At 40.9% G+C, this 21115-nt stretch carries 18 protein-coding genes; 8 read left to right on the top strand and 10 right to left on the bottom strand.

Annotated features, from left to right (window positions below; translation table 11 throughout):
- Positions 1-33 precede the first annotated feature (33 nt).
- Positions 34-804, bottom strand: coding sequence for a putative porin (locus I2F62_RS01940; RefSeq protein ID WP_324625336.1), 771 nt, complete (start codon positions 802-804; stop codon positions 34-36).
- Between the two features lie 361 nt (positions 805-1165).
- Between I2F62_RS01940 and prfB the strand changes: the two genes are divergently transcribed.
- The 3 genes from prfB (at position 1166) to I2F62_RS01925 (ending at position 4321) form a co-directional block, all read left to right on the top strand.
- Positions 1166-2261 (top strand): peptide chain release factor 2 gene (prfB, locus tag I2F62_RS01935; RefSeq protein ID WP_324625335.1). Its coding sequence is split into 2 segments (ribosomal slippage): positions 1166-1237 and positions 1239-2261, totalling 1095 coding nucleotides; the frame shifts between segments, so codons are not numbered across the junction.
- 72 nt (positions 2262-2333) lie between these two features.
- Positions 2334-3617: a 3-deoxy-D-manno-octulosonic acid transferase gene (locus tag I2F62_RS01930; RefSeq protein WP_324625334.1), complete on the top strand. Its 1284-nt coding sequence runs from the start codon at positions 2334-2336 to the stop codon at positions 3615-3617.
- Positions 3614-4321: a 16S rRNA (uracil(1498)-N(3))-methyltransferase gene (locus I2F62_RS01925; protein WP_324625333.1), complete on the top strand. Its 708-nt coding sequence runs from the start codon at positions 3614-3616 to the stop codon at positions 4319-4321. Before I2F62_RS01930 ends, I2F62_RS01925 begins: the two co-directional genes overlap by 4 nt.
- On the opposite strand, the gene I2F62_RS01920 is transcribed toward I2F62_RS01925, so the two are convergent.
- Positions 4301-5239 carry a mechanosensitive ion channel family protein gene (locus I2F62_RS01920; protein WP_420713700.1) on the bottom strand — a complete coding sequence of 313 codons (939 nt, stop codon included), beginning with the start codon at positions 5237-5239 and terminating at the stop codon, positions 4301-4303. The genes I2F62_RS01925 and I2F62_RS01920 overlap by 21 nt on opposite strands.
- Before the next feature lie 124 nt (positions 5240-5363).
- Positions 5364-5948 carry a DUF805 domain-containing protein gene (locus I2F62_RS01915; RefSeq protein WP_324625331.1) on the bottom strand — a complete coding sequence of 195 codons (585 nt, stop codon included), beginning with the start codon at positions 5946-5948 and terminating at the stop codon, positions 5364-5366.
- A 418-nt stretch (positions 5949-6366) separates the two neighbouring features.
- Between I2F62_RS01915 and I2F62_RS01910 the strand changes: the two genes are divergently transcribed.
- Positions 6367-7017, top strand: a complete 651-nt coding sequence (locus I2F62_RS01910; protein ID WP_324625330.1) for a response regulator transcription factor — start codon at positions 6367-6369, stop codon at positions 7015-7017.
- 44 nt (positions 7018-7061) lie between these two features.
- Here I2F62_RS01910 and I2F62_RS01905 read toward each other — a convergent pair whose 3' ends face one another.
- Positions 7062-10544 (bottom strand): PAS domain-containing hybrid sensor histidine kinase/response regulator, encoded by a 3483-nt coding sequence (locus I2F62_RS01905; RefSeq protein ID WP_324625329.1) that lies wholly within the window; start codon positions 10542-10544, stop codon positions 7062-7064.
- A gap of 183 nt (positions 10545-10727) precedes the next feature.
- On the opposite strand from I2F62_RS01905, the gene I2F62_RS01900 reads away from it, so the two are divergent.
- The 4 genes from I2F62_RS01900 to I2F62_RS01885 all read left to right on the top strand — a co-directional run bounded on the left by I2F62_RS01900 (position 10728) and on the right by I2F62_RS01885 (position 15434).
- A complete protein-coding gene (locus I2F62_RS01900) occupies positions 10728-11060 on the top strand; it encodes a DUF485 domain-containing protein (RefSeq protein ID WP_324625328.1) in 333 nt (110 codons plus the stop codon).
- Position 11061: 1 nt separating this feature from the next.
- Positions 11062-12777, top strand: a complete 1716-nt coding sequence (locus I2F62_RS01895; protein WP_324625327.1) for a cation acetate symporter — start codon at positions 11062-11064, stop codon at positions 12775-12777.
- 149 nt (positions 12778-12926) lie between these two features.
- A complete protein-coding gene (guaA, locus tag I2F62_RS01890; protein WP_324625326.1) occupies positions 12927-14495 on the top strand; it encodes a glutamine-hydrolyzing GMP synthase in 1569 nt (522 codons plus the stop codon).
- Between the two features lie 315 nt (positions 14496-14810).
- Positions 14811-15434, top strand: a complete 624-nt coding sequence (locus I2F62_RS01885; RefSeq protein ID WP_324625325.1) for a DUF2238 domain-containing protein — start codon at positions 14811-14813, stop codon at positions 15432-15434.
- Positions 15435-15486: 52 nt separating this feature from the next.
- On the opposite strand, the gene I2F62_RS01880 is transcribed toward I2F62_RS01885, so the two are convergent.
- The 6 genes from I2F62_RS01880 to I2F62_RS01855 all read right to left on the bottom strand — a co-directional run bounded on the left by I2F62_RS01880 (position 15487) and on the right by I2F62_RS01855 (position 21103).
- Positions 15487-15918 (bottom strand): hypothetical protein, encoded by a 432-nt coding sequence (locus I2F62_RS01880; RefSeq protein ID WP_324625324.1) that lies wholly within the window; start codon positions 15916-15918, stop codon positions 15487-15489.
- A gap of 373 nt (positions 15919-16291) precedes the next feature.
- Positions 16292-16687 carry a hypothetical protein gene (locus tag I2F62_RS01875; RefSeq protein ID WP_324625323.1) on the bottom strand — a complete coding sequence of 132 codons (396 nt, stop codon included), beginning with the start codon at positions 16685-16687 and terminating at the stop codon, positions 16292-16294.
- A gap of 229 nt (positions 16688-16916) precedes the next feature.
- Positions 16917-18986, bottom strand: coding sequence for a glycine--tRNA ligase subunit beta (gene glyS, locus I2F62_RS01870; RefSeq protein WP_324625322.1), 2070 nt, complete (start codon positions 18984-18986; stop codon positions 16917-16919).
- Positions 18986-19960, bottom strand: coding sequence for a glycine--tRNA ligase subunit alpha (glyQ, locus tag I2F62_RS01865; RefSeq protein ID WP_324625321.1), 975 nt, complete (start codon positions 19958-19960; stop codon positions 18986-18988). The genes glyS and glyQ overlap by 1 nt, the downstream gene beginning before the upstream one ends.
- Positions 19961-20029: 69 nt before the next feature.
- The gene (locus tag I2F62_RS01860; protein WP_324625320.1) at positions 20030-20509 is read right to left on the bottom strand and encodes a hypothetical protein; all 480 of its coding nucleotides are present in this window, start codon (positions 20507-20509) and stop codon (positions 20030-20032) included.
- Positions 20510-20836: 327 nt separating this feature from the next.
- Positions 20837-21103, bottom strand: coding sequence for a PspC domain-containing protein (locus I2F62_RS01855; protein ID WP_324625319.1), 267 nt, complete (start codon positions 21101-21103; stop codon positions 20837-20839).
- Positions 21104-21115: the final 12 nt, after the last annotated feature.

Below are 21115 nucleotides of genomic sequence, written 5' to 3'. Positions count from 1 at the left end.
TGGGCGTGTTTTTCGCATTAAAACCAATTTACATTAGAAGCGGTAGTTTGCACCAATGCTATAGGTGTTGTAGTTGTCACCAAAACCAATACGACCATCAACACTTACGTTGTTGTTGAAGTATTTGTCTGCACGAATACCCCATTCTTTTTGGTCAATTGACTTGTCTTTATAATAGTCTGCACCAAAACTTAAGGTTTTATCAATAAAGTAGTCGCCGCCAACAGAGTATTGTTTGTTATTGTCGTTACCAAACACACCGCGAGCTTCTAAGTTAATGTCATGCTGACCAACTTGAGTGACGTATTTAGCACGTAAAGTAGGATCTACACCATCTCCACCATTTTTGGTGTCATAGCCTTGAGCACCTACAGCAACCAATAAACCCGGTGCAGGTAAATAACCCACTTCAGCGCTGTAAAGCGTTGTTTTTACTTTTGGATTATGGTCATATTGATATTCGTTACGACCGACATCTGCACCGACATAAAAGTCAGAATTTGGGATGTAATAACCTACACCACCGCTATATTGAGTAAGAGTTGTGCCATCATTGTCGGCATATTTCACGTTGGCATGAACGTCACTTGCACGATCTAAAAATGCCGCTTCTTTGAGTGGCGAATTACGGGTTTGCACCGGATTAAAATAATAAGTGCCATTTAGTCCGTATTGACTTGCGCCACTGCCGTGATCTGGATCGATATAGTTGTAAGAGCCACCGACTTCAGCTTGGTAAGCATTCGCTACACCTGTAAGACCTAAACCTGTGAAAAGTACAGTTGCAATAAGTGTTTTTTTCATGGACTTTCCCTCCGAAAGCATTCATTTTTTGTTACAACTTTTAGTCTAGAGCAAAAAAAACATGGGTCAATATTGGCTACGTAACCAAATTGTAGTTATGTAATATCGTGTAATTTTCATACATTATAATATTGATATTTATATGATTAATTAAATGTTGTGTTTTATTAATTCTGTGAATAAAGAATGAAGAACATCAAAAATAGACTGTTTTTGTGGCTCATCTAGAAATTTTTTGTTGCATTGTTGGGTGTGAAATTGGGTTTTTTACCAATATGTCTTCGCTCTCATCAGGGCATATCTCCGCTTTTCACTCTATGTTAAAATAGTCAAAATTTTATTTTGCAGAGAGATAATTCACGTGGAAATTAATCCTTATCTAAACCAATTAAAAGATTTGACTGATCGTAGCCAAACACTACGGGGGTATCTTTGACTACGATCTGAAAAAAGAACGTTTAGAAGAAGTATTACGTGAATTAGAAGATCCTGCAATTTGGAGCGACCAAAGTCGTGCCCAAGCCATGGCGAAAGAAAAAGGCGAGTTAGAAAATACCATTGGCGTGTTAGAGCGCTTGGCCGAACAATTAGAAGATGCTAAAGCCATGCTCGATTTAGCGGTAGAAGCCGATGATGAAAGCTTGCTTGAAGATGTGCAAGGCGAATTAAATGCAGCGGAAGAAGATTTAGCTAAACTTGAGTTCCGTCGGATGTTTAGTAATCCGATGGATCCAAACCCATGTTATGTGGAAATTCAAGCCGGTTCGGGCGGGACAGAAGCACAAGACTGGGCGTCAATGTTATTGCGCATGTATTTACGTTGGATTGAACGTCATGGCTTTAAAGCTGAGTTGATGGAAGAGTCGGACGGTGATGTGGCAGGGATTAAATCGGCCACGATTCGTGTAGAAGGTGAATATGCTTATGGTTGGTTGCGTACCGAATCTGGCGTACACCGTTTAGTGCGTAAATCGCCATTTGACAGTGGTAACCGCCGTCATACTTCATTTAGCGCAGTGTTTGTATCCCCTGAAATTGATGACAATATCGAAATTGAAATTAATCCTTCAGATGTCCGTACTGATACTTATCGTGCATCGGGTGCGGGTGGTCAGCATATTAACAAAACTGACTCTGCGGTACGTTTAACCCATGCGCCAACAGGGATTGTGGTGGCGTGTCAAAACCAACGTTCGCAACATGCGAACCGTGACCATGCATGGAAACAGTTACGTGCAAAATTGTATGAATTGGAAATGAGTAAGCGTAATGAAGCGGCTCAAGCCTTAGAGGATTCTAAATCGGACATCGGCTGGGGCAGTCAAATTCGCTCGTATGTATTGGATGATTCACGTATTAAAGACTTACGTACCAGTGTTGAAAGCTCAAACACAGGCGCGGTACTTGATGGCGATTTAGATAAATTTATTGAAGCAAGCTTGAAGAAAGGGCTTTAATTTTTTCATCAGCAAAACGCCAATCTATTTTAATATAGATTGGCGGTTTGTTATTGGATGTGAGGTTTTGTATTGGTAACCCCATTTTGGTATAACGTGGCATTGGCGGTTTTAAAACCGTTATACCGCTTACGGATAAAAAAGCTTGCTGTCAATTTAGAACAGTATCAACAAGAATGTTTAGAACGCTTTGGTCCATTTCAATCTCCTAAAAATACACATGCCATTTGGTTCCATGCTGTGTCGGTGGGAGAAACCAATGCAGCACAACCCCTCATTCAACATTACTTAAATCAAAATATTCCTGTTTTAGTGACCAACACCACTAAAACAGGGCAAGCGCATGTGAAATCATTGTTTTTAAAAGCGCCGTATTTGGACTTGTTTCAGGCGGTCTATTTGCCTGTCGACCAAAAACCATTATTAAAACAATTTTTTGCGTTGTATCAACCGCGAGTTTTAGCCTTGGTTGAAACGGAAATATGGCCGAATTTAATTGCCGAAGCGAATGCAGAAGGTATTCCGTGTTTGCTGTTAAATGCACGATTGTCGGAAAAATCGGCCAAGGGCTATGCCAAAGTTCCAAGTTTAACTCGTCCTATGTTGCAGCAATTGACGTGGATGTTGGCGCAAGATATTCCAACGCAGCAGCGTTACCACAGCTTAGGTTTAAATCTTGAAAAAAGTCAGGTGGTGGGCAATATTAAATTTGATATTCAAGCCCCAACGCATTTTGTTGAACAGGCAAAAATTTTAAAAACACAATGGGCTTTAGTTCATCGTCAGATCATCACCATTGCCAGCACGCATGCACCCGAAGAACAGCAATTATTAGCCCAACTAAAAACCGAATTACAAGCCAATCCCAATTTATTGTGTATTGTGGTGCCACGACATCCCGAGCGTTTTCAGTCGGTTTTTGAAACCTGTACTGCTTTGGGATTAACCACACAGCGCAGGAGTTTAGGCGAAGACATTTTGCCGCAAACCCAAGTTTATTTGGCCGATACCATGGGCGAACTTTGGTTATGGTATGCACTGAGCCAAGCCTGTTTTGTGGGAGGGTCTTTAAATGAACCAGGTGGCGGACACAATATTTTAGAGCCACTGGCGTTAAATGTACCGACCGTAATTGGCCCGCGCTACTTTAATTTCCAAAGTATTGTCGATGAATTTGTGCAGCAACAGGCGCTATTGGTGGGGCAAACTGCCGAAGCGGTGGCGGAGTTACTGTTAAAATGTTTGCATGATGCCGCCTTTGCACAGCAACAAACCCAAGCCGCTGCGCAAGTGTTACTTAAGAATCAAGGTTCTTTACAGCAACATATTGCACTGATTGATCGGTACTTAGCATGAATATTGTCCTATTAAATGTAGAAGAAACTCAAAATCATGAATGGTCAATTACATCGCCGCGGCAGCTACAACATTTGCATCAACACCTGAACCTTCAAGTAGGTGATACCTTAAAAGTGGGCATTCGCCAAGGTGTACGTTATTTAACTGAAGTGATGCAGGTGAGTACGACACAGATTACAGTGCGCCCCATTCAGTCAGAAAGCGTTCCTGAAAAATTGCCGATTCGTTTGGTGGTGGCTTTACCGCGCCCGAAAGTGCTGCGCCGTTTAGTCATGGACAGCGTGACTTTAGGCGTGAGCAGCTTACATTTAATTCATAGTTATCGGGTTGATAAAAGCTATTGGCAAAGTCCATTTTTGCAGCAATTAAATAGCTATATTGACTTAGGTTTGGAACAAGCGGGCGATTGTATTGCGCCCGAAGTGAGCTTGCATCAACGTTTTAAACCATTTGTGGAAGATATTTTGCCGCAGTGGATTTCGCCTGAGCGGCCTGCTTTCGTGGCGCATCCTTATGCAGAACAAAAAATGCCACAGGCAATTCAACAGCCCTGTACCTTAATTATTGGCCCAGAAGGTGGATTTATTCCTTATGAGGTCGATTTAATGCAAAAAAATGGCTGCCAAGCACGCAGTCTGGGCAGCCGAATTTTACGTACAGAAACGGCAATTTCTTATATTTTAGGTCGCTTGAGCGTCTAAAGCGGGATGTTGCACTTTAATTTCTTGTACTGGATACGGGATATTAATTTGATTTTCATCAAACGATTGAATCACTTGTTCTTGAAGTTCACTGGTCGATGCGGCAATGGTGGTTTCAGTGGTATCAATCCACCAACGAACACGCAAATTCACCGATGAATCGGCCAAGCGGTCAACATTTACCGAAAAAGACGGTTGGCTTAGCACAGTACGGTTCTGATCGAGTAAATTTAAAATCAGTGTTTTGGCTTTTTGCACGTCATCGTCATAGCCAATGCCCACAATAAATTCACAGCGGCGACGTTGGTAGGCAGTGTTTACCGTAATGGCACTGGTATAAACCGTAGCGTTGGGAATCACAATACGGCGGCCATCGTACGAGCGTAAAAAGGTGGCGCGAATTTGAATGTCTTCAACCGTCCCTTCCATGCTATTACAAATAATATCATCGCCAATACGGAACGGTTCGCCAAGCAAAATTAAAATGCCCGAAAGTAAATTTTGGAAAATATCTTTAAACGCAAAACCAATGGCAACCGAACCAATCCCTAAGGCACTCATTAATTGCCCCGGCGTAAAGCCCGGAATCGCAATGACCAATGCAATTAAGAAACCGAAAAATAAAATGGCGGATGAGCCGACCCGATTAAGTACTAAAACCAAGTTTTGGCGGGTATAGGATCTGTTTTCTAAGGTTTTACGCACAAAAAATTTAAATAATTTTGTCAGTAACCAAAACAGGATGAAAACGATAATCGCGATACAAATATACGGAAAACGTTCCCAAAAACTATCTACGATTTTATCGATGGCACGGTAAGCATCTTGATATTTTGCGGTATGGGTAATCACCGATTCTGTGGTTTTTTTACTTGCTTCTTGAATTAATTGTGATGTGTCGTGTGCGACATGCTGAATCGTTGAAGCCGGATTTTCTGCCACAATAAAAATTCCCAAAATCAAAGTGGGCTATTTTGCCCTAAAGCCGAGTAGAGTTTAAGAGTAAAAATATAAAATTCATTTAAAATAGCCGGTATTTTTGTTAAAAGTAGCTGCTGGTTTTTTGCATCAGTGCTTTCGGCGCATCGAGTTCGCCCGACCCAACAAAATAAGAAATGGTGCTGCTAATTGAAACCAGACTGAGTAAACCCAAAACAATCATAAACCATGCGAAGACGGTTTCCCATTTGGCTGTTGCACGCGGCGCGCCATAATGATTAAAGCGTTCTGATCCGCGGGCGACCAATAAATAAAAGCCAAAAAAGAAATTTAAAATAGGCACAAAAAACAGTAAATACAACCATCCATTGTGATTCAAATCGTGCAGGCGGCGTACGGTAAATACCCAATTTAAATAAATAAAAAACAAGACAATAAACAAGCTTATACCGCCAAAGAACAGATCGGGTTGGTCGAGTTGCTGTGAGTTGACGTTTAAGGTGTCTATATTGAGGATGCCCATAAAAACCGACAAGGCCAAAAATGCGCCCATAAAAAGAAATTGTCCAAATCCAACCCATGCAATGTAGCTCATGCGGCTAAAGCGACCCCGTGCAGACAAGGCATAATCTTTGTGGCTGGGTTTGGAGGTTTTATTAAAAAAGGCTTCAGATTTTTTTGTTGTCATGGATAAAATCCATTTGAATCAAAAATAAAGATGAATTTAACCATAGCATGATTTTATGAGGGTAGGAGAAAAAATGTACGCCTTATCTTCGTTTTAACTGAGTAATATGATTGATCTTTAATCGTCAATATACGGTTTTATTCTGAACAATTTATTTTTTTATGGATTGAAAATGGCATTTTTAACGCTGAATTTCAGCGAATTTGCAGAGAATTGGTAAAAATAACGCTTTTATCTTCAGTCAAAAGCTTGCACACTATTCTTAGAGATCAACACTTTGCTATGATGATCGAAGGGTAAAGCGTACACAAGCATTGCCATCTGCCCAAAGGGTAGGTTTTTTGTAGTTGTACATTTATAAAGAATTATCGTAGCGTAGAGACTACTGTTCGACTGCGCTCAATTATAGCTATCGCTTATGAATATATTAATCGTTGATGACCATCCGTTGTTTCGTCATGCCTTAATTCAGGCTGTGCGCTATAGTCTGCCTCAGGCTCAAATTCATGAAACGGCAGCGGTGAATGAATTTTATGAACGCCTTGAAACAGGAACTGAGCCAGATTTGGTGTTGTTGGACTTAAATCTGCCGGGCGCATCAGGTTTTTCTGCATTGGTGCATGTACGCGCGCAATATCCAAGCATTCCGATTATTGTGGTGTCTGCACATGAAGAAGTGAGCATTATTCAACGTGCCATTGCCCACGGTGCGATGGGATATATTCCAAAATCTGCACACCCAAGCCATATTGGTGAAGCGATTAAACAGGTTTTAGAAGGCGATTTATGGTTACCTCCAAATCTGCCAACCAATATTAGCTTTGACCCGCGTGCAGCCGATGAGACTGCACTGGCAGAACGGATTCAATCTTTAACCCCACAGCAATTTAGAGTATTGATGATGGTGGCTGAAGGTTTGTTGAATAAACAAATTGCTTATGAGCTTGATGTTTCAGAAGCCACCATTAAAGCGCATGTGACGGCCATTTTTAGAAAGTTGGGCGTGCAAAATCGCACGCAGGCGGTCTTGGCAATTAGCGCGTTAAATATTGATGAAAAGAAAATTTAATCATGACATAAAAAACCTCAGCCAAGACTGAGGTTTTTTTATCTTTAAATTTTTAATCCCGACAGCCACGCGCGCATGGACGCCGGTTTCAGCGGTTTTCTTAATAACATAATATTTAACTCTTTAAGTTTTTGCGGTAACTCTGGGTCGGAATCTGCTGTAATTAAGGCCACAGGAATCTGATCTGAACGATATTGCTGAATAAAGTCCAAACCGCGTTGCTCTTGGTTTAAATGTTGGTCAATCATCCAAATTTGAATATTTTCTTGCTCTAACAGAACTTTTGCTTCGGCAGGTTCTCGTGCTTTAAAGACAGTATGTCCCCATTTTTTAAGTAAAGTTTCCATGCCATCTAAAATCGTTTCATCGTTGTCTAAGCATAAAATATGGTAGCTTTTGTGTTGTAGGGGCTGAATTGGGGTTAAGCTGGCCGAAATTTTAGGTGCATCGACAATCGGCACTTCAATCATAAAACATGAACCACGGCCAATTTCTGAATCCACATGCACGGGGTAATCTAATAAACTGGTCATGCGGTGCACAATGGCTAAACCAAGCCCCAAACCTTGCTCGCCCCATGGCGAGGTATGTCCGCAGCGTTCAAATTCTTGGAACAATTTAACCCGTTGTTCTTCGGCAATGCCAGGACCGGTATCCCATACGCCAATACGGATATGTTTCGGTTTTGAAGCATGCCGCAACACGCCAACCACAATTCGTCCTTTGGCGGTATAACGTAAGGCGTTACTGACAAAATTTTGGATGATGCGGCGAATCCATTGTGGATCGGTATCAATCCAAAAAGTTGCATCATGCACATGCAGTTGAATCTGACGTTGTGCCGCAATCGATTTAAATTGAAGTTTTAAATCGCTGAGTAAATCATGTAATGGATAGGCTTGGCGCTTTGGTTGAATGCTGCCGCCTTCTAAGCGCGCAATATCTAACAAGGCCGATAACATACTTTCAGCGCCATGCAATGCACGGTCGAGCTGTTGTAAGGTTTGGCGATCTTCATCGGATTGAATGCTTTGTTCCAGTGCGGTGCTAAATAAACGCGCGGCATGCATGGGCTGTAACAGGTCGTGACTGGCCGCGGCAATAAAACGGCTTTTCGACATATTGGCGGTATCGGCTTGTTCGCGAGCAAGTTGTTGTTCGGTCAGGGCATTGGCCAATTGGTGTGTTCGATCGCTGACGCGGGCTTCAAGTACCGCTTCGTTTTCGCGGAATGCGGTAATATCGGCAAAGGTTGTTACAAAGCCACCACCTTCAATCGGATTTCCGCGCATTTGAATGACTCGGCCATCCTTACGAATCCGTTCAAATTCATGCGCACTGCCGACTTTCATCCAATGCAGGCGTTTACGTACATGTTCTTCAATTGAACCAGGGCCGCATTCACCGCGTTCGGCATTGTAACGAATCAGATCGGAAATTGGGCAGCCGACATAAACCAAATCTTTTGGATAATCAAACAGTTTTAAATATTGATTGTTCCATGCAACCAAGCACATATTGGCATCGACCACACTGACGCCTTGGGTCATATGGTCAATCATGGTCATCAGTAAATTTTGGTTAAAGCGTTGCCACTGCGAGGCTTGGTCTAAAATATTCGCCACCTGTGCAACGGCTAAACCATTATTGGCCAGTGCGGTGGTGAGTAAAGTCCGTGCCGAGGCGGCGCCAATGGTGCTTGCTAAATATTGTTCGGTGAATCGCCACCACATGCCATTGGCTACGCTATTTGGATTTAAAATTAAATGGTTTTGTTCGCAAAAAACTTTAAACGCATGTGTGGTTGGGGTTTCACCTGTAATGCGTTTCGCCAGCGCCATTAAATCTTCCACTTTTAAACGTGGGCTGTCTGGATGAAAATAACCCAGTTCATGATTGGAATTTGGCGAAGGTAGCGGCTTGGTTTCGTAATAAAAAAAACTTTCGGCTTGAATTTGTTCGGCCACACTTGGGCGATAAATTTTCGACACCCAAATATATAAAATGATATTTAAGCCTAAAGACCACAACACGCCATGCGAAAGCGGGGCCAGCGATTCAAAGCCAAACAGTGCTTCGGGTCTTAAAATGGAAAATCCAAATAAACCATCGTGTAAAATATGTTGGCGAAGTCCTGCATATTCACTAGGTAAACTGCGTAATAACGTCGGGAACAGTAGGGTATATGCCCACATAAAAAAGCCAACCAATAGGCCAGAATAAACCCCTTGTTGACTGCCACCGCGCCAATATAAGCCACCAATTAATGCCGGTGAAAACTGTGCCACTGCACTAAATGCCAATAAGCCAAAGACAGAGAGTTGATTAATGTCGTTAAAATAGTGAAAAAATAAAAAACCCATAAACATGACCGCTAAAATACTGATACGGCGGGTGAGTTTGAGCAAAGAAGGTAAACGACGATCGTGGCGGGAAATTAAATTAAAGCGCCAAATGGCCGGCATAATTAAGTCGTTGCTGAGCATAATTGATAACGCAACTGACGATACCAAAAGCATGCCTGTCGAGGCAGAAAAACCGCCTAAAAAGGCCAAAATGGTTAGCCATTCATGCCCATAACTCATCGGCAGGGTAAGAACAGCAACATCTGGAATGGTGAGCAAATCGGGGCTGGCATGTAATGCCCAACTGGCAATCGGTAAAATGGTTAGCGTGGTTAAAATTAGATACACTGAGAACCAGCGCCGTGCCCCTCGAATATGCTTTTCTTCACGCAGTTCCACCACGGCCACATGAAATTGTCGTGGTAAACAAATAATGGCAAGTCCGGCCAGTAGCGTTTGCACCCAAAACGTTTCTGGTACGCCAAATTGTTGTATATTATGAAATTGTTGTTGAATATCTTGGCTGATTTGATGCAAATTTTGCGGATGGTTGCTCATAAAAAAGATTGCAACACACAACAGCGCAAATAATTTAACAAAGGATTCAATCGCCACAGCCAACATTAAACCGCCATGTTGTTCGGTATTGGCCATTTGCCGCGTCCCAAACACCATAGAGAGCATTGCCAACACGCCTGTGAGTACCAAAACTGCGTTGGTGGTTAAGTGAATAGCGCTGTCTTTAGGAATAATCACTGACGTACTTAGCGCAACCGCACGAAGTTGTAAGGCTAAATAAGGAATGATCGCAATCACCGCCAGTACCGTCACTAACGATGCCAAAGCGCCACTTTTACCATAACGCGCTGCAATAAAATCGGCGATGGATGAAATGGAATGATGCTGACGAATGCGGCCAATACGTCGCCAAATATCGTAACCAAACCAAATGAACAGCAATGGGCCCAAATAAATCGGTAAAAAGATAATACCTTGTCGAACCGCTGCGCCCGTTGCGCCATAAAATGTCCAAGAAGAACAATAGACCCCGAGCGTTAGACTAAAGAGTAGCATTCGTCCACGCGTGCCAAGACGGCTTGCATATTTCTCGCCAAAAAATGCACACCCAAATAAGGTTATAATATATAGGGTTAAAACCCCAAGAATCAGCCAGTTATTCATAATCTCAGCATATCTATTTGTCCTGATTATCATACTCTATTCAGGGACAAGAAGAGAATTGCTCAAAATTGTAGCGACCAAAGTCTAACTGACTAAATTATTAAAAAATTGCTACCTTTAGGATGTAAAAAAATAAATTAAAACATCTGTGACCATGGTTGGTCATTCTTCTGGAGTAAAATTATGGATGACGTACAAGTAGATCGTATTCTACAAAATCCAAAATTTAAATTAATGGTAAGTAAAAAAAGTACATTAAGTTGGACGCTTACCCTCATCATGTTGTTTGCCTATGTTGGTTTCATGCTATTGGTTGGCTACAACAAAGAATTTTTAATGACGACGATCAGTGATAGTGTGGTCACCGTGGGTATTCCACTGGGCTTGAGTATTATTGTGTTGTCATTTGTGTTGTGTGGAGTGTATTCGTATTTTGCAAACCATAAGCTGGATCCATTGACTCATGAGGCAATGAAAGAAGTAGAAGCGATTGCGAATGAAAAAGGACCTCACTAATATGAAATGGACATCATTAAAAGCACCAGCACTGATCGCTGCCAGTGCATTGTTTTCAAGTGTTGCAATGGCGGGTCCTGATTTGGGCGAAGCACAGCAACAAGCCACCAATTGGCATGCCATTATTATGTTTGTGATTTTTGTGGCATTTACTTTGGTGATTACCAAATGGGCGGCAAAACAAACTCAAAGTACCAAAGACTTTTACACCGCTGGCGGTGGTATTAGTGGCTTTCAAAATGGTTTAGCCATTGCGGGTGACTTTATGTCGGCTGCATCATTTCTGGGCATTTCAGCCATGGTGTTTAGCTCGGGCTTCGACGGCTTACTGTATTCGCTGGGTTTTATGGTCGGTTGGCCGATCGTTTTATTCTTGGTTGCGGAACGCTTGCGTAATTTGGGTAAATATAATTTATCTGACGTGGTGTCATTCCGTTTAGAAGAAAAACCAGTACGTACGCTTGCAGCAGTTAGCTCTTTGGTTGTCGTTGCATTCTATCTGATTGCTCAGATGGTCGGTGCAGGTCAGCTCATCAAATTATTATTCGGTTTGAACTACAATATCGCAGTTATTATTGTGGGCTTACTGATGATGGCATATGTCATTTTTGGTGGCATGTTGGCAACCACTTGGGTACAAATTATTAAGGCAGTGATGCTGTTGAGTGGTGCAAGTTTTATGGCCTTTATGGTGATGAAAGGTGTAGGCTTTAGTTTCACTCATATGTTTGAACAATCGATTGATGTCTTTGCCAAAGTCCATGACATTGGTTGGTCAGATGCAGCAAAAATCATGGGGCCAGGTAAATTAACCGCAAATCCAATTGATGCATTGTCTTTAGGCTTAGCGCTAATGTTTGGTACTGCAGGTCTTCCACACATTTTAATGCGTTTCTTTACGGTTAAAGATGCCAAAGAAGCACGTAAATCTGTTGTTGTTGCAACAGGCTTTATTGGTTACTTCTACTTATTAACCTTTATTATTGGTTTTGGTGCGATTCTTTATGTGTCGAACAATCCACAGTTCCTCGATGTTGCAAAAATGGCAGTCACTGGAAAGCTTGAGCTTGTCGGTGGTAACAACATGGCGGCAGTACATCTAAGTGATGCACTGGGTGGCGACTTGTTCATGGGCTTTATCTCAGCCGTTGCGTTCGCCACAATTTTGGCGGTGGTTGCAGGTTTAACACTATCTGGCGCATCAGCAATTTCACATGACTTATATGCCAACGTATTCAAAAAAGGTCAAACAACGCCTGAATCTGAATTACGTATGTCTAAAATCGCGACTTTGGGTCTTGCAATCTTTGCCATGATTTTAGGGATTTTGTTCGAAAAACAAAACGTTGCCTTTATGGTTGGATTGGCATTCTCTGTGGCAGCATGTGCGAACTTCCCAGTATTGGTTCTTTCAATGTTCTGGAAAGGCTTAACCACACGTGGCGCTGTGGTTGGTGGTGTTGTGGGTCTATCGCTTGCGGTGATTTTGATTGTTCTATCTAAAGCGGTTTGGGTGGATACACTTAAAATCTCAGATACGCCAATCAATCCATTTAATGGTCCAGCAATTTTTGCAATGCCATTATCTTTCCTATGCTGTTGGTTCTTCTCAGTGACAGATAAATCTGCGCGTGCCGAGTCCGAGCGTAAAGCATTTAATGCACAATATGTTCGTTCGATGACAGGGATCGGAAGCTCTGGTGCATCTGACCATTAATAAAATAATGCAGCAAATAAAAAAGCCCCAAATGGGGCTTTTTTATATTGAAAAGACGGTATAAAGAATAGTCAAACGAGGTCATATGATTTATACAGAAAAAATGATAAAATAACGCGCCTATCTTCTTTAGCTTTTAGTTGTTTCTCATGACTACCAATACTCAAATTACTGAAGACCGTATCCTTATTCTGGATTTTGGTTCGCAATACAGCCAACTGATTGCACGTCGTGTGCGTGAAGCAGGCGTATATTCTGAAATGTATGCATTTGACATGTCTTCCGAGGCCATTCGTGCATTTAATCCAAAAGGAATTATCCTTTCAGGCGGCCCTGAAAGTGTACATGAGGAAGGTAGTCCACGCGCGCCCCAAATCGTTTTTGAATTGGGTGTTCCTGTATTGGGCATTTGTTATGGTTTACAAACCATGTCACAGCAGCTTGGTGGGAAAGTAGAAGCAGGCACTGTACATGAATTTGGCTATGCCGAAGTAAACATTCAAGTGCGTGACCAATTAATTGGTAACCTTGAAGATAGTAAAGACCAATTAAAAGTATGGATGAGTCATGGTGATAAAGTCACCACCATTCCAGAAGGTTTCCAAATTACCGCCAGCACACCAAGTTGCCCAGTTGCGATGGTGTCGGACGAAGCTCGCCGTTTCTATGGTATTCAATTCCACCCAGAAGTTACCCACACTGCCAAAGGTGCGGAGTTACTTTCAAACTTTGTTCACCAAATTTGTGGATGTGGTGGTCTTTGGACTCCAGAACACATCATCGACTTACGTGTAGAACAGCTTCGTGCCCAAATTGGCGATGAAAAAGTTTTATTGGGTTTATCAGGTGGTGTCGATTCATCTGTTGTGGCGGCATTGTTGCATAAAGCCATTGGCGACCAATTGACTTGCGTATTTGTCGATAACGGCTTACTTCGTTTAAACGAAGGCGAACAAGTCATGCAAATGTTTGCTGAAAACATGGGTATTCGCGTGATTCGTGCCGATGCAGAAGAGCGTTTCTTAACTGCGCTTGCGGGTGAAGTTGATCCAGAGAAAAAACGTAAAATCATTGGCCGTGAATTCATCGAAGTATTTGCAGAAGAAGCACGTAAATTAGATGGTGTGAAATTCTTAGCACAAGGCACCATTTATCCAGACGTAATTGAATCTGCTGCGAGCAAACAAGGCAAAGCCCATGTGATTAAATCGCACCACAACGTGGGTGGTTTACCAGAAGATTTAGCCTTTGATTTGGTTGAACCTTTACGTGACTTATTTAAAGATGAAGTGCGTAAACTCGGTACAACACTTGGCTTGCCACACAGCATGATTTACCGTCATCCATTCCCAGGTCCAGGTTTGGGCGTGCGTATTTTGGGTGAAGTGAAAAAAGAATACGCCGATATTCTACGCCTTGCCGATGATATTTTCATGCAAGAACTTCGTGCCAGCGGTTGGTATGACAAAACTGCACAAGCCTTTGCTGTATTCCAACCTGTAAAATCTGTGGGTGTGGTGGGTGATGGTCGCCGTTATGCATGGGTGATTGCACTTCGTGCGGTTGAAACGGTTGACTTTATGACCGCGCGTTTTGCACATTTGCCATACGATTTAGTGGATAAAATCTCAACCCGTATTATGAATGAAATTAAAGACGTTTCTCGTGTGGTGTATGACGTGTCATCAAAACCACCTGCAACAATTGAATGGGAATAAGCCCTTTAATCATGCTTTAATTTAAAAAATAGTCCTCAAGGAGGGCTATTTTTTTGCCAATATAAAAGCGAGTTGGTACAGTAATAAAAGAATAGACTGCGTAAAAATTGATAAGATTAAATGCTTTATTTTTAGATGATTTTTATGCCTAAAATAAATCTTAAGTTTCTTCACTTTACTCAACCGAAGTAATGATGAAAAATGATTTTTTATATTTATGATGCAGTTGAGTATGATTTTATTTGGTTTTGCCATTGACGCTTTTGAATAATTTAAACAAATTGATTTAACTTAAATTTTGCAGAGGAGAGTGAGATGAATAAAAATAAATGGATCACTATATTTATACTATTGTTATTAATCGGTATTGCATCCATTAATCCACTCGAGATGCAGTCTTATTTGCTGCATCAGCTTGGTACGGTTGTCATGTTGATCGGCTTATTTTATGTGAATGCTAAAACCAAAATTAGTACGCTTGCTTTTAATCTGTATTGTGGGTTCTTAGCTGTACATATTGTCGCCGCACACTATTTGTATTCTTATGTGCCGTATCAACTTTGGACTGAGACTTTATTTAAGGTCAATATTGATGAAGTTTTTGGTTGGCAACGCAATATGTTTGATCGCTTAGTGCATTTTTCTTATGGTTTCTTACTTTTTCCATTTTTTTATCAGGTCTTTGAAGCTTGGTTAAAGCCACTAGAGCACTATAAAAAAACGATTTTGGTGTGCATGATGTGGGTGATGGCAAGCAGTATGTTATATGAATTGCTGGAATGGTGGATTGCAATTGGTATGTCTGCCGAAGAAGCCGAGAAATATAATGGACAACAAGGTGATATGTGGGATGCGCATAAGGATATGTTGTTAGCCGTTATTGGTAGTATTGTGGCTTGGCTGGTTTTTCCTCAGAAGATGCTAAAAGCGAAAGGGTAACAATGCATAAATTTAGCTAAAGTCTGCCGAAAATTGGCATTAAAAAAGAAGATTAACGTGCAAGACATTGTGCCAATTGTGTTGGGAAAAAACCACGAACGCGTTGAAAATCCTTTTGGGTCGCTGCTAGATGAATATCTAATCTTTGGCTCGATTTTGGGTATTCTGAGAATTTTCCTTGATTGAGTGAGAGCATAGTTAAACCGCCATCGGTATAGCCTGTTATTTTTTCAGTTGCAGTATATAGCGTGAATTGATCAAAACTCCATGTGAGAATAGCTTTTCCTGTTTCACCATACTGTATAATTTTGATTGTACAGATATTATTCTCTCTAGTGAGTTTGGCACTACTGCCTTCAGGTGCGTCATAGCCTACAGGGTTATCAAATGATGCTAATTGATTTGAATTGTTTTGAGCAGCAACAACCTGTGTGTTCTGTAATGCTGTAAAAATAAAAATGATGATAGAAATATAGGATTTCATTTTTAATCTGCTTAAATGCATTGTTTAGAATTAATTATCTATAATTTAATCGATTCAAGAAGCTGAAGAAATCATGAAAAATGATTTTTTAAATTTATGGTTGGGCTGATGGTGAATTTATGTGTTTTTAGATACTGACCACTTTGGATGATTTGAATGCGCTGCTGTGAAGAGTAGGGTAAATTTTGTTTATCATTTTACAGATTGGGTTGGAAAAAGAGATCAAATTGGATTAAAAAAAGCCGATATGTTTCTAAGTCGGCTTTTTTCTTGGGTTTATGGGTTATTTAAAATTTATAAGATATTGATTTTATTTAATTAGTTTGGATTTATTTCGCATAGCGACCATTATGTTAAATTGATAAAATACTTTCTACTTAGAGCGAAATACTTTAGCTCTTTTTTTATAAATAAAAACACCAAATTCTAGAAGTAGGAAATAAGCTAAGTTCCTTAAGAAAATTGTTAGAAAGCTAGCTTGACTCCAAATACAATCTGTTATCAAAAAGCATAGGATTAAAAAGATATGTAGAAATAACGCCTTTGATTTTTTTTCTGCTTGATAGGCACTTAAGGTATTGTAATATCCTATTAATATTAATCCTAACATCCCGATAACGGTAGCTATACCTATTTGTATATATTCATTAAAATTTAGGTTTTGATCTAAAATAAAATTAACAACTCCAGCTAAAAGACAAAGAAATATAAAAGATATAACAGTGTTCTTTATATAAAATTCAGGGATAAAATATTTGGTGATTTGCATTTCATGTATCTAATTAAGAATTATTTACAATAATATATCAGAAGATTGAAAATTTAAGAATTTCTAAAATCAACATAATACGCATTATGCGAAACGCACGGGTTAGAACCCATTTAAATAACTTGTATTCTGGTAAATTTAGAAAAAAATAGGAAATAAATTCTTGCCATGAGTTCAAAAAAAACCCACTATTTTGATAGTGGGTTTTTTAAATTAGTGGTTTAAATACTTAACCCTGCAACACGCTCACATCAGCAACGGCAATAAACAACCCACGCAACTGCGCCAATAAACGTAAACGATTGGCTTTCAATTCTGCATCATCCGCCATAACCATAACACCTTCAAAGAAGGCATCAATTGGCGCACGTAATGCGGCAAGTTTAGACAGCGCAGCCGTATAATCTTTGGCTGCTAATAACGGTTCTACCACAGGAGTCACTGCAGACAATTCAGCAAATAATGCTTTTTCAGCATCTTCAACCAAATTCGCTTCAACCACAGCACCTTCTGGCAATGTTTCTTTTGCCAAGATATTGGCAACACGCTTGTTGGCTGCTGCCAAGGCTGCTGCTTCTGGTAATGTGCGGAAGTGATTGACTGCATTCACACGTTTGTCAAAATCAAGTGGCGATTTGGGTGCAAGTGCTTGCACCGCTTGTAACACATCCACTGCAACGCCTTGATCTTCATACTTGGCGCGGTAACGACCTTCCAAGAATGCCACAGCATCGGCGCGGGTTTTGTCGTGATCTTTGACGATGTCACCATAACCTTGAAGTGCAAGATTCACCACGTCTTCAATGGTCACATCGAGTTCATTTTCAATGATTAAACGTAAAATACCAATGGCAGAACGGCGCAGTGCAAACGGGTCTTTTGAACCTGTAGGTGCTTGTCCAATTCCAAAAATACCGACTAAGGTATCTAAACGGTCAGCAAGGGCAAGCGTTGTACCGGTTTTGGTTTTTGGTAAAACATCACCAGCAAATTTAGGTAAGTATTGTTCACCTAAGGCGTCGCTGACTTCAGCATTTTCACCTTCAAGACGCGCATAGTAAGTACCTGCAATGCCTTGAAGTTCTGGGAATTCACCGACCAATTCAGAAGTTAAATCGCATTTTGCCAGTAAGGCAGCTTTTTCAGCATCGGCAGGGTTTGCACCAGTGATTGAAGACAACGCAATCGCAAGTTTGGCAATACGCTGTGATTTATCCCAAAGTGTACCCAATTGTGCTTGGAAAACCATATTGGCAAGCTTGTCTTTACGAGAAGCCAGTGGTTGTTTCTGATCTTGCAAGAAGAAGAATTCAGCATCCGACAAACGTGGACGCACCACTTTTTCGTTGCCTTCAATAATCTGTGCCGGATCTTTCGATTCAATATTCGATACGGTAATAAAATACGGCTGTAATTTATTCTCGCTATTGATCAAGCAGAAATACTTTTGATTGTCTTGCATGGTGGTAATCAATGCTTCTTGAGGAACCGCCAAATAGCGTTCTTCAAAGCTCGCACGTAGCGCAACCGGCCATTCCACCAATGCCGTCACTTCATCACGTAAGTCGCTTGGCACAATCGCAATGGCATTGACTTCATCTGCCAAGGTTTTCACTTGTTGATCGATGATGGCTTGACGTTCTTCAAAATTCGCCACCACTTTGGCATTGCGTAACGCATCTAAATACTGGTCAGGATGGTTAATTTGAATCGCTTCAGGGGCATGGAAACGGTGACCATAGCTCAAGTTCGATGCTTGATGATCTTGAATCGTTGCATTCACCACTTGATCATCTTTCAGCAACAGCACCCATTTTACAGGACGTACAAATTCGGTACGGCTGGCTGCAGAACGCATACGTTTGGCAATCGGTAAATTGTCTAAAGCTGTTTGTAAAATCTGTGGCAATAAAGCATCAAGGCTTTGACCTTGTACATCTTTTAAGTAGCAAACTTTTTCAACTTTACCGGCTTGAAAGGTCGATACTTGATCAGATGTAATGCCTTGACCACGCATAAAGCCTTCAAGCGCTTTGGTTGGTTTGCCTTCGGCATCGTAAGCAGCTTGCACAGCAGGGCCATCAAAACGTTTTTGTGTGTCGGCTTGTGCGCCATCTACATTTACAATTTTAAGGGCTAAACGGCGTGGTGCAGCATAGGCTTCGATGGAGGCAAAGTTTAAACCAGCATCTTTTAAACCTTTTACTGTTTCTGCGTGTAACGCATCACGCAACGTTTTTAAGCTTTTAGGCGGAAGTTCTTCACAGCCCAATTCAAATAATACGGTATGTTGGGTCATTAGTTTTTCTCCGCTTTTGCATCGCTTTCAACTTGTGCTTTGAGCTGTGCCAAAACTTCATCACGTAACGCAGGTTCAGCCATTGGGAAACCGAGTTCCGCACGCGCTTGTACATAGCTTTGTGCAATCGCACGCGCAAGGGTACGCACCCGTAAAATATAACGCTGACGTTCTGTGACTGAAATTGCACCACGTGCATCCAACAAGTTAAAACTATGTGAAGCTTTCACGACTTGCTCATACGCAGGAAGTGGTAATTTCGCTTCAATTAAGCGGCTTGCTTCAGCTTCATAAAAGTCGAACAATTCAAATAATTTTTCGACATTGGCATATTCAAAGTTATAAGTTGATTGTTCCACTTCGTTTTGATGGAACACATCGCCATAGGTCACGGTACCGAATTGACCTTTAGTCCAAACCAAATCATAGACCGAATCGACCCCTTGCAAATACATCGCAAGACGTTCTAAACCGTAGGTGATTTCACCGGTGACAGGGTAGCACTCAACACCACCGACTTGTTGGAAGTAGGTAAACTGAGTTACTTCCATACCATTTAACCAGACTTCCCAACCTAAGCCCCATGCGCCCAGTGTTGGTGATTCCCAGTTGTCTTCTACAAAACGAATATCGTGGGTTAAGGTATCAATACCAATCGCTTTTAACGAGTCCAAATACAACTGTTGGATGTTGTCTGGGTTTGGTTTGAGTACCACTTGGAACTGATAATAGTGCTGTAAACGGTTTGGGTTTTCACCATAACGACCATCTTTAGGACGGCGTGAGGGTTGCACATAGGCGGCATTCCATGTTTCAGGGCCAAGTGCGCGCAGGAAAGTTGCAGTGTGGAATGTACCTGCACCCATTTCCATATCGTAAGGTTGTAAAATAACACAACCTTGCTCAGCCCAGTAGTTTTGTAAGGCAAGAATTAAGCCTTGAAAAGTATCAATATGAGAGATGGCGCGACTCATGGTGCATCCATAATTTATGCGAAAAAATTGCTCATAAGTATAAGGATTTTGGCGAGGTGTGGCAAAGGCTTAATCAGGCAAAATAGGGGTTTTATGAATTTGCCGCTTGCCCATGAATTTAAGCAATCCCCAATAACAAAAACCAGTGAATAGCGGTAATGAATAATATTCATTGTGAATGATCAGATTTTTAAAATCCATCCAACTATAAGAGTAGATAAACGTGAGTTGAATGATCATCATAACGATAAAACCCATCACGAGTGAAGTAAGTAAAATAACCCATAAATTCAGATAATTATTTTGTTGTAATTTTACTGAAATTGGATAAGCAAGTGGAATTACGAGTAGGCAATAAGCTCCCCAAACGATCAGCATCAAAAATACAATACTGGGGATTTGCGCCCAAGTGACACTATGTTTACTTTGATTTAAACCAACAAAAAGAGTAAATAAAATTAATAGTAATGGAATGGGTGCTAGAAAAAGGCTTTTTAAAATATCTTTTTTAGCGTATGGAGTCGTGATTTTTTTATTCTGAATCATCATGATACGGTCGCAAAGGCTTTGGAAAAAAATTGTTCAGCAAGCATGCAAAAATGCTGGGGATTACATCGGTTCGCCCAGGTATGAGTTTTGTCCAAGGTCTGCATATCAAGATCAAGTGCTACAATTACATGACTATGTGAATTAAATCAGAATAAAGCATTTATCCATTAAACAGACTGAGAATGACTAAAATTTAAAAGCTTAAAATAAAGATAAGACTGATGTAAGTAAAGCACAAGCTTTTAAGATCAATCATCAAGCTACGATTGTTTATTAGATAAATGACAACCGTAGCGAAGTAAAAGACTGTATTCCATCATCTAGAGATTAGCGTCTGATACGATCTTTTGGATGGACTGTTCGAATTGGTTGATCATAGCCTTGCTGATATTGGATTTGTTCAGTTTTTTTGGGGATCAATAGCCACAAGACGAGATAAACTAAAATACCTGGGAAGGCTGCGCTGACACAGGACACAACCACAAAAATAATGCGAAGTAGGGTGACGTTCCAACCAAAACGTTCAGCAATACCGCCCATTACACCGGCGATCATGTTGTGTCGGTTAGAACGATATAAACCAGCTTGAGCCATGTAACGTCTCCA

Origin of the sequence: Acinetobacter sp. MD2(2019) (genome assembly GCF_035615615.1) — a bacterium.
Classification (GTDB): Bacteria; Pseudomonadota; Gammaproteobacteria; order Pseudomonadales; family Moraxellaceae; genus Acinetobacter.
The sequence above is the reverse complement of the archived record's forward strand: the minus strand, read 5'-3'. Positions and strand labels throughout refer to the sequence as shown.